This is a genomic window from Kitasatospora sp. NPDC001119 (genome assembly GCF_053598475.1).
The window spans coordinates 1-13,832 of the sequence record NZ_JBSFKI010000039.1 but is presented as its reverse complement, the minus strand read 5'-3'; the positions used below and the strand labels follow the sequence as shown (position 1 = coordinate 13,832).

The 13,832-nt window shown below is 73.4% G+C and carries 16 protein-coding genes; 12 read left to right on the top strand and 4 right to left on the bottom strand.

Going from position 1 to position 13,832, the window contains the following annotated elements:
- The 8 genes from ACWDD9_RS34910 to ACWDD9_RS34875 are packed head-to-tail and all read left to right on the top strand — an operon-like array spanning position 1 to position 6,202.
- On the top strand, positions 1-1,023 hold the full coding sequence (locus tag ACWDD9_RS34910; RefSeq protein WP_449813863.1) for an anthranilate phosphoribosyltransferase: 1,023 nt from the start codon (positions 1-3) through the stop codon (positions 1,021-1,023).
- The gene (gene trpA, locus ACWDD9_RS34905; RefSeq protein ID WP_074005828.1) at positions 1,020-1,838 is read left to right on the top strand and encodes a tryptophan synthase subunit alpha; all 819 of its coding nucleotides are present in this window, start codon (positions 1,020-1,022) and stop codon (positions 1,836-1,838) included. Before ACWDD9_RS34910 ends, trpA begins: the two co-directional genes overlap by 4 nt.
- Complete coding sequence (locus ACWDD9_RS34900; RefSeq protein WP_049650325.1) at positions 1,835-2,209, top strand: ectoine synthase; 375 nt, start codon at positions 1,835-1,837, stop codon at positions 2,207-2,209. Before trpA ends, ACWDD9_RS34900 begins: the two co-directional genes overlap by 4 nt.
- Positions 2,210-2,222: 13 nt before the next feature.
- Positions 2,223-3,362 (top strand): acyl-CoA dehydrogenase family protein, encoded by a 1,140-nt coding sequence (locus ACWDD9_RS34895; protein ID WP_049650324.1) that lies wholly within the window; start codon positions 2,223-2,225, stop codon positions 3,360-3,362.
- 6 nt (positions 3,363-3,368) lie between these two features.
- Positions 3,369-4,061 (top strand): phosphoribosylanthranilate isomerase, encoded by a 693-nt coding sequence (locus ACWDD9_RS34890; RefSeq protein ID WP_449813862.1) that lies wholly within the window; start codon positions 3,369-3,371, stop codon positions 4,059-4,061.
- Positions 4,058-4,804, top strand: a complete 747-nt coding sequence (locus ACWDD9_RS34885; protein WP_449813861.1) for an indole-3-glycerol-phosphate synthase — start codon at positions 4,058-4,060, stop codon at positions 4,802-4,804. The genes ACWDD9_RS34890 and ACWDD9_RS34885 overlap by 4 nt, the downstream gene beginning before the upstream one ends.
- Positions 4,805-4,808: 4 nt before the next feature.
- Positions 4,809-5,027 carry an MbtH family protein gene (locus ACWDD9_RS34880; RefSeq protein ID WP_049650321.1) on the top strand — a complete coding sequence of 73 codons (219 nt, stop codon included), beginning with the start codon at positions 4,809-4,811 and terminating at the stop codon, positions 5,025-5,027.
- Complete coding sequence (locus tag ACWDD9_RS34875; protein WP_449813860.1) at positions 5,024-6,202, top strand: Glu/Leu/Phe/Val dehydrogenase dimerization domain-containing protein; 1,179 nt, start codon at positions 5,024-5,026, stop codon at positions 6,200-6,202. The genes ACWDD9_RS34880 and ACWDD9_RS34875 overlap by 4 nt, the downstream gene beginning before the upstream one ends.
- A 74-nt stretch (positions 6,203-6,276) precedes the next feature.
- Here ACWDD9_RS34875 and ACWDD9_RS34870 read toward each other — a convergent pair whose 3' ends face one another.
- From ACWDD9_RS34870 to ACWDD9_RS34860, 3 genes are read right to left on the bottom strand one after another with little or no spacing between them, the layout of a single operon-like run.
- A complete protein-coding gene (locus ACWDD9_RS34870) occupies positions 6,277-7,122 on the bottom strand; it encodes a carbohydrate ABC transporter permease (RefSeq protein ID WP_449813859.1) in 846 nt (281 codons plus the stop codon).
- Positions 7,119-8,099 carry a carbohydrate ABC transporter permease gene (locus ACWDD9_RS34865; protein WP_449813858.1) on the bottom strand — a complete coding sequence of 327 codons (981 nt, stop codon included), beginning with the start codon at positions 8,097-8,099 and terminating at the stop codon, positions 7,119-7,121. The genes ACWDD9_RS34870 and ACWDD9_RS34865 overlap by 4 nt, the downstream gene beginning before the upstream one ends.
- 31 nt (positions 8,100-8,130) lie before the next feature.
- A complete protein-coding gene (locus ACWDD9_RS34860; protein WP_074005821.1) occupies positions 8,131-9,390 on the bottom strand; it encodes an extracellular solute-binding protein in 1,260 nt (419 codons plus the stop codon).
- A 298-nt stretch (positions 9,391-9,688) separates the two neighbouring features.
- Here ACWDD9_RS34860 and ACWDD9_RS34855 point away from each other — a divergent pair, with 298 nt between their 5' ends.
- From ACWDD9_RS34855 to ACWDD9_RS34840, 4 genes are read left to right on the top strand one after another with little or no spacing between them, the layout of a single operon-like run.
- Positions 9,689-10,561 carry an SIS domain-containing protein gene (locus ACWDD9_RS34855; protein ID WP_117486239.1) on the top strand — a complete coding sequence of 291 codons (873 nt, stop codon included), beginning with the start codon at positions 9,689-9,691 and terminating at the stop codon, positions 10,559-10,561.
- A complete protein-coding gene (locus tag ACWDD9_RS34850; RefSeq protein ID WP_449813857.1) occupies positions 10,558-11,472 on the top strand; it encodes an ROK family protein in 915 nt (304 codons plus the stop codon). Before ACWDD9_RS34855 ends, ACWDD9_RS34850 begins: the two co-directional genes overlap by 4 nt.
- Positions 11,469-12,410, top strand: a complete 942-nt coding sequence (locus tag ACWDD9_RS34845; RefSeq protein WP_449813856.1) for a 1-phosphofructokinase family hexose kinase — start codon at positions 11,469-11,471, stop codon at positions 12,408-12,410. Before ACWDD9_RS34850 ends, ACWDD9_RS34845 begins: the two co-directional genes overlap by 4 nt.
- Entirely contained in the window at positions 12,401-13,249 is an 849-nt protein-coding gene (locus ACWDD9_RS34840) for a class II fructose-bisphosphate aldolase (RefSeq protein WP_449813855.1), read from the top strand. Before ACWDD9_RS34845 ends, ACWDD9_RS34840 begins: the two co-directional genes overlap by 10 nt.
- 91 nt (positions 13,250-13,340) lie before the next feature.
- On the opposite strand, the gene ACWDD9_RS34835 is transcribed toward ACWDD9_RS34840, so the two are convergent.
- On the bottom strand, positions 13,341-13,832 hold a 492-nt coding region (locus ACWDD9_RS34835), incomplete at its 5' end, for an amidohydrolase family protein (RefSeq protein ID WP_449813854.1).

Here is a 13,832-nt window from a genome sequence, read left to right as displayed (position 1 = left end):
ATGCACGAGGTGCTGCGAGCGCTGATCCGCCGGGACCGCGCCGTCGACCAGGAGCTGTGGGGGTCCTTCTGGGACCAGCTGCGGGACGGCGCCCTGCGGCCCGGCGAGACGGTGGCGCTGCTGTCCTCGCTGTCCACCCGGATGCCCGACCGGGACACGCTGGTCGCCATGCTCCGCTCGCTGGACGAGCGGCGGCCGGCCGTCACCGCGCGGCTGGACGGCACGGCCAACATCGTCGGCACCGGAGGCGGGCCGGCCACGTTCAACATCTCCACCGCCGCGGCCTTCCTCGCCTCGGCCCTGGGCGTCCGCGTCGTCAAGACGGGCTCCCGCGCCTACACGAGCGCCTGCGGCTCCCACGACCTGCTCGACCGCCTCGGTATCGCACGGACCACCTCGTACGAGCGGACCGAGGAGCGGCTGGAACGCTTCGGCATCGCCTTCCCGGGGAACTTCGTCTACCCGCGGGAGGTGGCGCTGCTGGCCCGGAGCATCGTGCCGATGGACCTGCGGATGATCGGCGGGTTCATCAACTCCGTCGGGCCCTTCCTGGCCGCGGTGCCGGTCTCCGCCCAGCTCGTCGGCGTCTCGGACCGTTCACTGCTGCCGGCGCTGGGCCAAGTCGCCGCCACCGTCACCGACCGGAGGATCTGGCTCTGCTCCAACGAGCTGGGCGTCGACGAGCTCGTCGGCTCCGTCGACAACCTCCTCCTCCCCAATGACGGCACCGACCCGATCCACCTGCCGGCCGAGGCTCCCGCGAGCGCGACCGACGCGATCGCCGAACTGCGGCCCGCCACAGGAGGCGAGGACGTGGTCGAGCACTTCCTCGGCGTGCTCTCCGGAGCGGGGACGGCGCTCGCCACCCGGACCGTCTGCCTGAACGCCGCCGCACTGGCCGTCGCGAGCGGGCTGATCGACGGGTGGCCGGAGGCGATCCGGGCGGCCGAGGACGCCCTGCGCGGCGGCGCCGCCCGCGACCTCGTCGACCGCCTCCGCACCCGACCGGCGCGTGCGCGGTGAGCGGGTTCTTCGCCCGCCGGCCACCGGACCGGCCCGGCCTGGCCGTGTTCCTCAACGCCGGGGACCCCCCGCTGCCCGTCCTGGCCGACGTGATGCGGATGCTCGACGACTGCCGGGTGGACTGCCTGGAGCTGGCGGTGCCCTTTCCGAACTCGGTCACCGACGGGCCCGTCATCCGCCGCTCGGCACAGCGGGCCCTGGCCGACGGCGTCGGACTCGACGAGGTGCTCGACTTCCTCGCCGGGGTCCTGCCCGGGCTGCGCCACCTGCGGGTGGCCCTGCTGGCCGACTGGAGCCACACGGTCAGGGCCCCGACCGTGCCCGGCTTCGTCCGGCGGGTCGCCGACGCGGGCGTCCACGGGCTGCTGGTCCACGGACTGCCGCCGCGGCTGCGGGCCGGGTGCCTCGACGCGGTGCGGGCGGCCGGGCTGCCCCTGGTCGCCACCTGCTACGCCGCGTCGGCGCCCGAGGTGCGGGCCGCGGCAGCCGACTGCGCCACCGCGTACCTGTACCTGGTGGCCCACTACGGCCGCAGCGGCGGCGGGCTCACCGCCGACCACCGGGAACTGGCCGCCGCGCTGGCCGCGCTGCGGACGAGGACCACCGCACCGATCGCCGTCGGGTTCGGCGTCCGCTCCCGGGCGGACATCGACCTGCTGCACGGCCTCGGCGCCGACGCCGCGGTCGTGGGCAGCGCCGGGGTCGCCCGGATCGAGCACGCCCTCGCCGAAGGGGCCGACGTGGTCGAGGAGTTCCACACCTTCATCCAGACCGTTTCGCCGTACTCACCAAGCCGCCAGGAGGCACACCGATGATCGTCCGACACCTTGCCGACGTGAAGACCGTGGACTGGGGCAACGGGCTCAGCCGCAGGTTCCTGCTCGAGTCCGACGGCCTGGGCTACACGATGACGGACACCACCGTCCGGGCCGGCACCAAGTCGCGGCTGGAGTACCGCCGCCACCTGGAGGCCTGCTACTGCATCGAGGGGAAGGGCGAGGTCGTGGACACCGACGGCACCTCCCACCCGCTGGAGCCGGGCACGCTGTACGCGCTCGACCGCAACGACGCCCACTTCCTGATCGCGAGCCCGGAGGAGGACCTCCGCCTGGTGTGCGTGTTCTCGCCCGCGCTGCGCGGCGACGAGCGCCACAACCTGGACTCGGCCGACTTCTCCGAGTACTGACAGGGACGGACAGATGATCAGGTGGAACGCCGACCAGCTCGCCCTGGGCGAGGGGATCGCCCAGTGGTGCGAGGAGCTCAGCTCCGGCCATCTCGAAGGGGACGCCGAAGGCGCCTTCCCGTGGGACAAGTGGAAGCTGATCCAGAGGTCCGGGATCCTCGGCCTGCCGTTCGACGAGCAGTGGGGCGGGCTGGGCCAGGACCTGCTCACCACCATGCACGTGCTCGAACGGCTCGGCACCGGGTGCCGTGACGGCGGACTGAACTTCTCGGTCGCCACCCACCTGGTCGGCGTCGGGGTCCCGCTGCAACGGTTCGGCTCGCCGGAGCTCAAGGCGCGCCACCTGCCGGGGATCTGCTCGGGAGAGACGATCGGCGCGCACGCGATCAGCGAGACCGAGAGCGGCTCCGACGCGCTGGCGATGAGGACCACGGCCACCCGCGAGGGCGACGACTTCGTCCTGCGGGGCGGCAAGTCCTTCATCACCAACGGCCCGGTGGCCGACGTGTTCGTGGTGTACGCGCGCACCCATCCGAGCAGCGGCCCGCTCAGCATCACCGCCTTCGTCGTGGAGCGGGACACCCCGGGCCTCGTCATCGGGCCGCCCGTCGCCACCATGGGGCTGCGGACCGCGCCGCTGAGCGAACTGCACTTCGACGACTGCCGGATCCCCGCGTCCGCCGTGATCGGCCGGGTCGGCTCCGGGTTCCTGGTCCTGGACCACGTGATGAAGTGGGAGATCCTCTGCTCCTTCGTCATCAGCACCGGGCAGATGCGCCACCGGCTCGACCGCTGCGTCGAATACGCCAAGGAACGCGTCCAGTTCGGCAGTCCGATCGGCTCGTACCAGTCGATCTCCCACAAGCTCGTGGAGATGAGCATCGGCCTGGACACCGCGCGGAAGTGGCTCTACGACACGGCCGTCCGGCTGACGCAGGGCGAGAACGTCACGAGGGACATCGCCGTCAGCAAGCTCCTCGCCAGCGAGAGCAACCTCTCCTCCGCCCTGGCCGCCGTGCAGATCTTCGGCGGCAGCGGCTACCTGGCCGAGTACGGGCTGGAGAAGGACCTGCGCGACGCCGTCGCCGGCCCGATCTACTCGGGCACGTCGGAGATCCAACGCAACCGCGTCGCCGCCATGTTGGGGCTGTGACGCCCGATGCTGCTCAAGATCTGCGGAGCCGCCTCGGCCGAGGACGTGGCCTCGCTCGACCGGGCCGGAGCCGACCTCGTCGGCCTGTGGCACGGCGTCCCGAGGGGTCACGCCGACCTGACGCTCCATCAACTCACTGTGGTGGCCGACGCTGTCCATCGAACCGCGCGACTGCGACCGGTCCTCGTGACCTTCCTCAACGACGCCGAGGCGCTGCGCGCGGCGACGGCCGCGGCCCGGGTGCCGTGGGTCCAACTGCACGGCTACCAGCCGCCGGGACTGGTCCGCACCCTGAAGGGCAGCACGGACCTCATCGTGGTCAAGGTGCTGCACCTCGGTGCGGACACCCGCGCGGAGCGGTCCCTGATCCCGGCGTACGAGCGGGCGGGAACGGACCTCTTCCTGCTGGACGCGGTGGCCGGGGACGGCCGGATCGGCAGCACCGGGCAACCGGCCGACTGCGCGGCTGTCCTCGGGATCGCGGACCGCCTCTCGCGTCCCTTCCTGCTGGCCGGCGGCCTCTCGGCCGACAACCGGGAGGCCTACCGGGCGGTGCTGGACCACCCCCTCTTCCTGGGCATCGACGTGGACACCGCGGCCAGGGACCCCGACGGACGGCTGAGCACCGAGCGGGTCACGGCCGTACGGCGCGGCTGGCGGGTGCCGGACGGCGCCGGGGCGGCCGGGAGGCCCGGATGACGGCCGCGTTCATCGAGGCGCTGCTGGACGCCCGCCGACCGGTGATCATGGAGCTCAAGCGCCAGGACGCCGCCGGGCAGGACCTGTTCGGCGACAGGTCGGCCGCCCGGCTGGTCGCCGACTACCAGGAGGTCGGCGCCCCCTGCCTGTCCGTGGTGACCGGGCGGTGGTTCGGCGGCACCCCGGAACTGCTGCGCGAGGTCGTGGCGGCGACGGACCTGCCCGTGCTGCAGAAGGACTTCATCACCCGCCGGAGCCAACTGCACCAGGCCCGCGAGAGCGGCGCGTCCGCGGTGCTGCTCACCGCCGCGCTGCTGCCGCGCGCCACCCTGGGCCACCTGGTCGAACTCGGCCTGAGCCTGGGCCTGACGCCGTTCGTCGAGGTCGTCACCGAGGAGGAGATCAACCGCGTGCCACGCGCCGAGGAGTGCGTGATCGCGGTGAACAACAAGGACATCGGCGACCGCGAACGCGGCGCCGGCGACCTCGGGCGGAGCTCGGCGCTCCTGCCCGCGGTGCTGGGCAGCGGCACCCGGTGCCCGGTGAGCGCCGGGGCCGTCCGCTCCCCCGAGGACGCGGCCCGCCTGCTCCAGGAGGGCTTCGCCGGTGTGCTCGTCGGGACGGGCCTCCTGCGCGCCCCCAGCCTGCCGGCCTGGCTGGACGGCCTCGACGCCCACCGTGGCACCCGCGTCGACCCTCGCCACGAACCGACTCCACCCCCAACCATCGACATCCGGAGGTAACGGCATGACCAGCGAAGCACCCGAGCAGTGGAAGGTCGTCGTCAACGACGAGGAGCAGTACTCGATCTGGTCCGCCGACCGCGAGACCCCGGCGGGCTGGCACGAGGACGGCGTACGGGGCGCGAAGGACGACTGCCTCGCGCACATCGAACGCGTCTGGACCGACATGCGCCCCCGCAGCCTGCGCCTGCGCTCCGTCCCGGAGGAGGGTGGTGCGCAGTGAGCCGGACGCTCGCGCCGCACGGTGCGCGCCCCGCGACCGGGCCCGTGCTCTCCACCACCCTGAACCTCCCGGAGTGCCGGGCCCGGGGCTGGGTCGTCGTCGACTCCATGGTCGACGGCCTGGCCATGGGCGGCACCAGGATGACCCCGACGGTGACCGAGCGGGAGCTGGCCGGGCTCGCCCGGGCGATGACCCACAAGCTGGCGCTGGTCGGCCTGCCCATCGGCGGCGCCAAGGCCGGCATCGCCCCCGATCCGGGCGCCGTCGTCGAACGGCGGGCGGTGATGCGGGAGTTCGGCCGCGCCGCGGCCCCGCTGCTGCACGGCGGGGTGTACCTGGGCTGCGACCAGGGCACCACCTACGCCGACCGGCGGCAGGCCTTCGAGGCCGCCGGGTACGACGTCACCCGCCGCCCCGGCACCACCCGCCTCACCGTCGGCTGGGCCGAACTGTGGGACCACATGGCCGACATCACCGGGTTCGGCGTGGCCGTCGCGGTGCTCGGCGCCCTGCGCGCCTCCGGTGCGCGGACCCCGCAGCGCGTCGCGATCCAGGGCTTCGGCACCGTCGGGCGCGCGGTGGCCGACCACCTGGCCGCCCACGGCCACCTGGTGGTGGCGGTGGCCGACGTCCTGGGCACCGTCGAGGACCAGCGCGGACTGCCCGTCGCCGAACTCACCGCGCTCACCAGCAGCGACGGCACGATCGACCGGAGCCGGCTGCCCGCCCGGGTCACCGTCCACGGGCCCGGGCAGGCGTGGCTGCACGTCGACGCCGACGTGCTGGTGCTGGCGGCCTCCCCCGCCGCGGTCGACGAGGACGCGGTGCCGGCGGTCCGGGCCCGCCTGGTGGTCGAGGGCGGAAACCTGAGCTGCACCGAACCGGCCCGCCGGCTGCTGCGCGAGGCCGGCCACACCGTCCTGCCGGACGTGGTGGTCAACGTCGGCGGGGCGGCGGCGACCGGGTGCGTGCTCACCGGGCTGGCCCCGTCCGACCTGCCGCTCCCCAAGCTGTCCGGGTGGCTGCGCGACTGGGTCGCCGGCCGGGTCGCCAGGAACTGCGAGCTGGTGCAGGAGCTGAGCGCCTCGGGCAGCGCCGACCCGGTCGCCCAGCTCCTCGGCTCGCGCGCGACCCCGCCCGGCGCCGCCGGATCGGAGGTCCCGGCCGACCGGTGACCGGGCCGGCGGACGCGCCCCCGCGCCGGGCGGCGTGTCCGCCGGCCCGGCGGCGGGGCGGCGCGGTGACCCGGCTACTTGACCGAGCCTGCGGTGAGCCCGGAGACGACGTGGCGCTCGATCACCGCGAACAGGACGACGACCGGCACGATGGCCACCAGCGAGGCGGCGAACACGTAGTTCCACTGCACGCTGTAGGCGCCGATCATGTTGTTGATGCCGACCGTGAGCGGCTGCCGGTCGGGCGAGTTGGTGAGGGTCAGGCCCATGATGAACTCGTTCCAGGCCGAGATGAACGTGAAGATCACGGCGGTGACCACGCCGGGCAGCGCCAGCGGCAGGGTGACGCGGAACAGCGCGCCCATGCGACCGTTGCCGTCGATCATCGCGGCCTCCTCCAACTCCCTGGGGATGGAGCCGATGTAGGCGCTCAGGATCCAGATCGCGAAGGCCAGGTTGAAGGCGGCGTTGGCGAGCACCAGGACGATCGGGGTGTCCAGCAGGTCCAGTGCGAAGAACTCCCGGTAGAGGCCGACCTGAAGGGCGGTGGGCTGGAACATCTGGGTGACCAGCACCAGCAGCAGGAAGGCCTTGCGGCCGCGGAAGCGCACCCGGGCGGTGTAGTACGCGGCGGGCAGGGCGACCAGCAGCACCAGCAGCGTCGAGCCTCCGGCCACCAGCAGGGTGGTCCGCAGGTTCTGGCCGAGCGTGGTGTCCGTCCAGACCCTGGTGAACGCGGAGAAGTCGAAGTGCGTCGGCAGGTAGGAGTTGTCCCGTAGCTGGCCGGCCGGGCGTCCGCCGGTGATCAGCATCTCGACGTACGGGAGCACGAAGAGCGCGGCGAGCGCCCAGGCCAGCGCGGTGAGCAGGACGGTCCGTGCGCGCGGGCGGTGCTTCGCCGGCGACTGCGGGGTGGTCATCGGCCCTCCTCCTCGTTCCAGCGGCTGACCTTGAGGAAGACAGCCACCATGAGGACCACGACGACGAAGTTGACCACGGACATCGCGGCGGACTCGGCGACGTCGTAGCCGCGCAACATGTACATGAACACGGTGGTGGTGGCGGTGTCGACGTTCGGGCCGCCCTGGGTCATGCCCCAGATGACCGGGAAGGAGTTGAAGACGTTGATCAGGTTGATCACCAGACCGACCAGGAAGGCCGGGCGCAGCAGCGGCAGGGTGACCTTGCGGTAGGTCTGCCAGGGCGTGGCGCCGTCGACCCTGGCGGCCTCGTGGACCTCCTCGGGGATGGTCTGCAGGCCGGCCAGCAGGGTGTAGGTGGTGAACGGCAGTGAGACGAAGACGGCGACGAGCACCAGCCAGGGCTTCGCGTGGGCGGCGTCGCCGAGCCAGGCCTGGGAGCGGTCGATCAGGCCGAGGTCGAGCAGCAGCCGGTTGAACACGCCGGCGACCTGGTCGAGCATCCAGCGGAAGCCGATCGCGGTCATCAGTACGGAGGCGGCCCAGGGCGCGACGAGCGCCCAGCGGGTGACGCGACGGCCGGGGAAGTTCCGGTTGAACAACTGCGCCAGCGCGAGCGAGATCAGCATGGTCAGGCCGACGACGACGACCGTCCAGACGACGGTCCAGGTCAGCACTCCGGCCAGGCGGGGGTCTCCGAAGAGCTTGCGGTACTTGACCAGGCCGGCCGGGCCGTGGTCGGTGCCGGTGGTGTCGATCTTCCGCAGTGAGGTGGCGACCATCTCGACGACCGGCCACACGACCACGCCGAGGATGAGCACGATGGCCGGGGCCAGCCACGGCAGTGGCCCGAGCCGTTCGAACAGGGCACGGCGCCCGGGTGCGGGGCCCGGGCCCGGGGCCGACGGACGCTTCGGCGGCGCGGCCGGCCGGGCGGGTTCGCCGGGCCGGGCGTCTGTGCTGCTGGGGGATGACACGGTGTCGGGATTCCTTGTTCGCTCGTCCGGGTCACTCACCGGCCTGCTGCGCGGCCTTCTGGAGCGCGTCGAGGGTCTTCTTCGGGTCGCTGACCGCGCTGCCGATCTGCGTCTTGATCTGCGCGGAGACCGCAGGCCAGGTCGGGTCGCTGAGGGGGTAGAACGTGGCGGTGGGCAGGATCTGCAGGAACGGTGCCAGGGCCTGCTCGTCCGGGTCGGCCTGGAGCGCGGTGAGCGCGGACCGGGTGACCGGCAGCAGGCTGTACTCCTTGTCGAACCTCACCGCGTTGTCCCGGCCGTAGGCGAAGTCGAGGAAGGCCTTGATCTGTTCCTTGTGGCCGCCCTTCCTGAAGGCCATCATCCAGTCGGCGACGCCGAGGGTGGCCTTTCCGGTGCCGTCCTTGCTGGGCATCGCGGTCCAGGTGACGTCCATGCCCTTGAGGTCGTTCAGCTGGGTGGGGATGCCGTTGAGCATGCCGACCTTGCCGGAGGCGAAGTCCTTGGCCAGGTCGGTGCGGTTGACGGAGGCCGGGCTCTGCTCGGTCAGGCCGGCGTCCACCCAGCTCTTGAGCTGCCCGAAGGTGTCGACGTTGGCCTGCGAGTTGATGCTGTACCGGCCCTTGGCGTCCTGGTAGCCGCCGTGGTTCTCCAGCATCCAGATGAACGACTCGCCCTGCGCCTCCTCCTTGCCCAGCGGCACGCCGAGCGGGATCTCCACGCCGGCGTTCTTCAGCGCGGTGGCGGCGGTGGTGAGGTCGGCCCAGGTCCTGGGCGGGGCGGCCGGATCGAGGCCGGCCTTCCTGAAGAGCTCGTTGTTGAACAGGAACATCCGGGCGCTGGAGATGAACGGGATGCCGTACCGGGTGCCGTCCTGCTCGCCGGCCTGCGCCATCGCGGGGAGTAGGTCCGCCGCGGTGCTGCCGGAGAGGACCTCCTGGGCCGGGTAGAGCTGGCCGTTCTTGGCGAAGTCCGCGTAGCCGCCGGTCTGCAGGACGTCCGGCTGGTTGCCGTTCTGCACCATCGTCTTGACCTGGGTGTCGATGTCGTTCCAGTTGATGACCTGGAGGTCGACCTTGATCTCGGGGTTCTGCTGCTCGAAGGCCGAGATCACGCCCTGCCAGTACGCCTGACTCGGGTTCTGGCCGTTGGAACCGTAGTCGGCGGCGACGAACCTGATCGTCGTCACCCCGTCGGCGGAGGTCGAACCGGAGGCCGAGCCCTTGCCGCATCCGGACAGTGCGAGCGTTCCGGCCAGGGTGGCCGCGGACAGGGCGAAAAGGCGCCGCTTCATCTCTGGTACCGCCTTTGCGAGTGGGGGCCGACCCCGCGGTGGCCCGGGTGGGGGATGGTGCGACCTGCACGAAGCTGCGCTGCATAACCACTGTTTGCTCAACATCGAGCAGATACGCCGAACTGAGTTTGCCTCGCCGGCCGGGTGCCGCAAGGCACTCGGTGGATCAGTATTGCTCACAGATGACGCGTTGGGCTATGAATAGAGCAGTTTCAAGCAGATGCTTGCAGCAGAAAGCGGTGCTCGGTGCGGACCTGTCCCCGAGCGCGCCGCCCGTGCCCCCACCGAGGAGAGCCAGATGAGTCACGTCGAACGGGAGATCGCCAGCCAGCCGGAGTGCTGGCGCAGGGCACTGGAACTGGAGCCCGCAGGACTGCCCGAGCACGGCGAACGGGTGGCCGTGATCGGCTGCGGCACCTCGCTCTACATCGCGCAGGCGTACGCGGGCCTCCGCGAGGGTGCCGGCCTCGGTGAGACCGACGCCTTCGCGGCCTCCGAGTTCCCGGCGGCCCGGGCCTACGACCGTGTCGTCGCCATCACCCGCTCGGGAACCACGACCGAGGTGCTCGCCGCGCTGCAACGCTGCGGCGGGACGCCGACCGTCGCGCTCACCGGCGACCTCGCCACCCCGATCGGCACGGCCGCCGGCACCGTGGTCGACCTGGAGTTCGCCGACGAGAAGTCGGTGGTGCAGACCCGCTTCGCCACCACCGCGCTGGCGCTGCTGCGCGGCCGCCTCGGGCTCGCCCCCGCCGACCTGGCCGCCCACGCCGAGCGGGCGCTGACCGCCCCGTTGCCCGAACGGTCCACCGGGGCCGGCCAGTTCACCTTCCTCGGGACCGGCTGGACGGTCGGCCTGGCCCACGAGGCGGCCCTCAAGCTGCGCGAGGCCTCCGGGTCGTGGACCGAGTCCTACCCGGCCATGGAGTACCGGCACGGCCCGATCAGCGTCACCGGCCGCGGCAGCGTGGTGTGGTTCTTCGGCGAGCCGCCGACCGGGCTGGTCGACCAGGTCGAGCCGACCGGCGCCGTGCTGTCGGTGAGCGCGCTGGACCCGATGGCCGACCTGATCCGCGCCCAGCGGCTCGCGGTCGAACTGGCCAAGGGCCGCGGCCTGGACCCCGACCAGCCGCGCAACCTCACCCGCTCCATCGTGCTCACCCGGCCGTGACCGCGACGGCGATCGCCCTCGACGTCGGCGGAACCCACATCAAGGGCGCGGCGGTGGCCGCGGACGGCCGCCTCCGCCACACCGAGCGCTGGTTCACCCGCGCCGAACGCGGGCCGGAGGCCGTCCTCCAGACCGTCCTCGACCGCGCCGCCGAACTCGCCGGGCGCTTCCGCCCGGCCGCCGCGGGGATCGCCGTGCCCGGCATCGTCGACGAGGCGGCCGGCACCGCGGTGCTGGCCGCCAACCTCGGCTGGCGGGACCTGCCCGTCCGGCAGCTGCTGTCCGAACACCTGGGCATCCCGGTCGCGTTCGGGCACGACGTGCGGGCCGGGGGCATCGCCGAGGCCAGGGCCGGCGCCGGCCGCGGCAGCCGCGACTTCCTCTTCGTACCCGTCGGCACCGGGATCGCCGCCGCGCTGATGGTCGACGGGCGGCCGCTCACCGGCAGCCACACCCGGGCCGGCGAGCTGGGCCACCTGGTGGTGCGTCCCGGCGGCGAGCCGTGCGCCTGCGGCCGTCGCGGTTGCGTGGAGACCCTCGCCTCGGCGGCCGCCGTCGCCCGCCGCTACACCGCCGCCACCGGGGAGGCGGGCCTCACCGCCGAGCAGGTCGGCAGACGCGCCGCGACCGGGGACCGCACGGCCGCCACCGTCTGGCGGGAGGCCGTCGACGCGCTCGCCGACGGCCTGGCGAGCGCGATCACGCTGCTCGACCCCGAGCGGATCGTGATCGGCGGCGGCCTCGCCCGGGCGGGCGAGCCGTACTTCGCGCCACTGCGGGCGGCTCTGAAGGCGCGGCTCTCCTTCCAGACGATGCCGGAGCTCCTGCCCGCCGAACTCGGCCACGAGGCGGGCTGTTTCGGTGCCGGACTGCTCGCGCGGGACCTTCTGGGCGAGGGAGCGGCGGCGTGATCCTCACCGTCACCCTGAACGCCGCCCTGGACATCACCCACCACCTGGACCGGATGCGCCCGCACGGCAGCAACCGGGTCCGGGCGGTGGCCCAGCGCGCGGGCGGCAAGGGCGTCAACGTCGCCAGGATCCTGCACACCCTCGGCCACCCGACCGTGGTCACCGGCCTGACCGGCGGCCTCACCGGCCGGGCGATCCGCGCCGAACTGGCGTCCGCCGGCCTGGCCGACCGCATGCTGGCGATCGCGGGCGAGTCACGGCGGACGGTGGCCGTGGTCGAGGAGGGCGCCGGGGACACCACGATCCTGCTCGAACCCGGCCCGGTGGTGGGCGTCGGGGAATGGGCGCGGTTCCTCGACCACCTCGACACCCTGCTGCCGCACGCCGCGGCGGCGGTCCTCTCCGGCAGCCTGCCGCGCGGCGTGCCCGAGGACGCCTACGCCCACCTGCTCCGGCTCGCGCACGCGCACGGCGTCCCGGCGGTGCTCGACGCCGACGGGACGGCGCTGAGCACCGCGTTGGCGGCCGGACCGACCCTGGTCAAGCCGAACGCGGAGGAACTCGCCGCCGCCACCGGCCTGGCCGATCCGGTGGCCGCCGCCCGCAGGCTGCGGGCCGCGGGCGCCGGTGCGGTGGTCGCCTCGCTCGGCGCCGACGGCCTCGTCGCCGTCACCCCGCACGGCGGTTGGCGGGCCCGCTCGCCCGAGCGGCTGGCCGGCAACCCCACCGGCGCGGGCGACGCCGCGGTCGCCGCGCTCACCCTCGGCCTGGTCGGCGGTGAGCCCTGGCCCGACCGGCTGGCCGAGGCCGTGGCACTGTCCGCGGCCGCCGTCGCCGCACCGCTGGCCGGCGACTTCGACCCCACCCTCCACCACGCCCTGCGGTCCCGCGTGGACGTCCACCCCTTCGCCACCGAGGAGTCCGACCCATGCCCCTGAGCGGAACCGGCCCGATCGCCGCCGCCGCGACCGAAGCCGCGTGCGGTGTCGGCGCCTTCAACGTCATCCAGCTGGAGCACGCCCAGGCGATCGTCGCCGGGGCCGAGGCCGCCGGTGCGCCGGTGATCCTGCAGATCAGCGAGAACGCCGTGCGCTACCACGGCGCCCTCGGGCCGATCGGCGCCGCCACGCTGGCCGTCGCCCGGGCCGCGCGGGTGCCGGTCGCGGTCCACCTGGACCACGCCACCTCCGTGGAACTCGTCGACCGGGCCGTGGAGTTGGGCTTCACCTCGGTGATGTTCGACGCTTCGGCGCTGTCGTACGCGGAGAACGTGCGGGCCACCGCCGAGGTGGTGCGCCGGTGCCACGCCGCGGGCGTCTGGGTGGAGGCCGAACTGGGCGAGGTCGGCGGCAAGGACGGCGTCCACGCCCCGGGCGTGCGCACCGATCCGGCCGAGGCCGCGGCGTTCGTCGCCGCCGCCGGCGTGGACGCGCTCGCGGTGGCCGTCGGCACCTCGCACGCGATGCCCACCCGCGACGCGGCGCTCGACTTCGAGCTCATCGGACGGTTGCGCCGGGCGGTGCCGGTCCCGCTCGTCCTGCACGGCTCCTCGGGTGTGGCGGACGGGGACCTCACCGCGGCCGTGGAAGCCGGCATGACGAAGGTCAACATCGCCACCCACCTCAACCGGGTGTTCAGCACCGCCGTCCGCCGGGCCCTGGCCGACGACGCGCGGCTGGTCGACACCCGCCGCTACCTCGGGCCGGCCCGCGCGGCCGTCGCCGCCGAGGTCACCCGGCTGCTCGGCGTCCTCAAGGCGACGGCACCGGCGGCCTGAGCCACCACCACCGCCCGCGGCCCGACCGGGACCACCACGACACACCACGGCCGCCCGTCCCCGCGTGGGGGAGGGCGGCCGTCGGCGTCGCTCAGGCGGGCTCGACGGTGGAGAACCTCTCGCCGCCGACGATCCACCGGCCGCGGCGCATCACCGCGACCAGGTCGTAGCCCTCCGAGTCGACCACGACCAGGTCGGCGAGCTTGCCGGTCTCCAGCGAGCCGATCGAGTCGCCCAGGCCGAGCAGCCGGGCCGGGGTGGCGGACAGCGACTCGACGGCCTGGCCGAGCGTCAGCCTCCCGACGGTGAGGGCTCTTCGGAACACCCGGTCGAGGGTCGCCGTGGACCCGGCGATGGAGCTGCCGTCCGGGAGCATGGCCACGCCGTCCTTGACCTGGACCTGGAGCGGGCCGAGCGGGTAGAGGCCGTCGCCCATGCCGGCCGCGCCCATCGCGTCGGTGATCAGGGCGACCCGGTTCGCGCCGGCGGTGCCGTAGGCGAGGTCCAGGACGGAGGGGTGCAGGTGCACGCCGTCGTTGATCAGCTCGACGGTGACCCGCTCGTCCTCCAGCAGCGCCACGAT

Bases quoted from the DNA above. Each gene is read 5' to 3' on its own strand.
- ACWDD9_RS34900 (WP_049650325.1), top strand. From the start codon at position 1,835: ATGATCGTCCGACACCTTGCCGACGTGAAGACCGTGGACTGGGGCAAC.
- ACWDD9_RS34860 (WP_074005821.1), bottom strand. From the start codon at position 9,390: ATGAAGCGGCGCCTTTTCGCCCTGTCCGCGGCCACCCTGGCCGGAACG.
- ACWDD9_RS34870 (WP_449813859.1), bottom strand. From the start codon at position 7,122: ATGACCACCCCGCAGTCGCCGGCGAAGCACCGCCCGCGCGCACGGACC.
- ACWDD9_RS34895 (WP_049650324.1), top strand. From the start codon at position 2,223: ATGATCAGGTGGAACGCCGACCAGCTCGCCCTGGGCGAGGGGATCGCC.
- ACWDD9_RS34885 (WP_449813861.1), top strand. From the start codon at position 4,058: ATGACGGCCGCGTTCATCGAGGCGCTGCTGGACGCCCGCCGACCGGTG.
- ACWDD9_RS34840 (WP_449813855.1), top strand. From the start codon at position 12,401: ATGCCCCTGAGCGGAACCGGCCCGATCGCCGCCGCCGCGACCGAAGCC.
- ACWDD9_RS34910 (WP_449813863.1), top strand. From the start codon at position 1: ATGCACGAGGTGCTGCGAGCGCTGATCCGCCGGGACCGCGCCGTCGAC.
- ACWDD9_RS34890 (WP_449813862.1), top strand. From the start codon at position 3,369: ATGCTGCTCAAGATCTGCGGAGCCGCCTCGGCCGAGGACGTGGCCTCG.
- ACWDD9_RS34880 (WP_049650321.1), top strand. From the start codon at position 4,809: ATGACCAGCGAAGCACCCGAGCAGTGGAAGGTCGTCGTCAACGACGAG.
- ACWDD9_RS34855 (WP_117486239.1), top strand. From the start codon at position 9,689: ATGAGTCACGTCGAACGGGAGATCGCCAGCCAGCCGGAGTGCTGGCGC.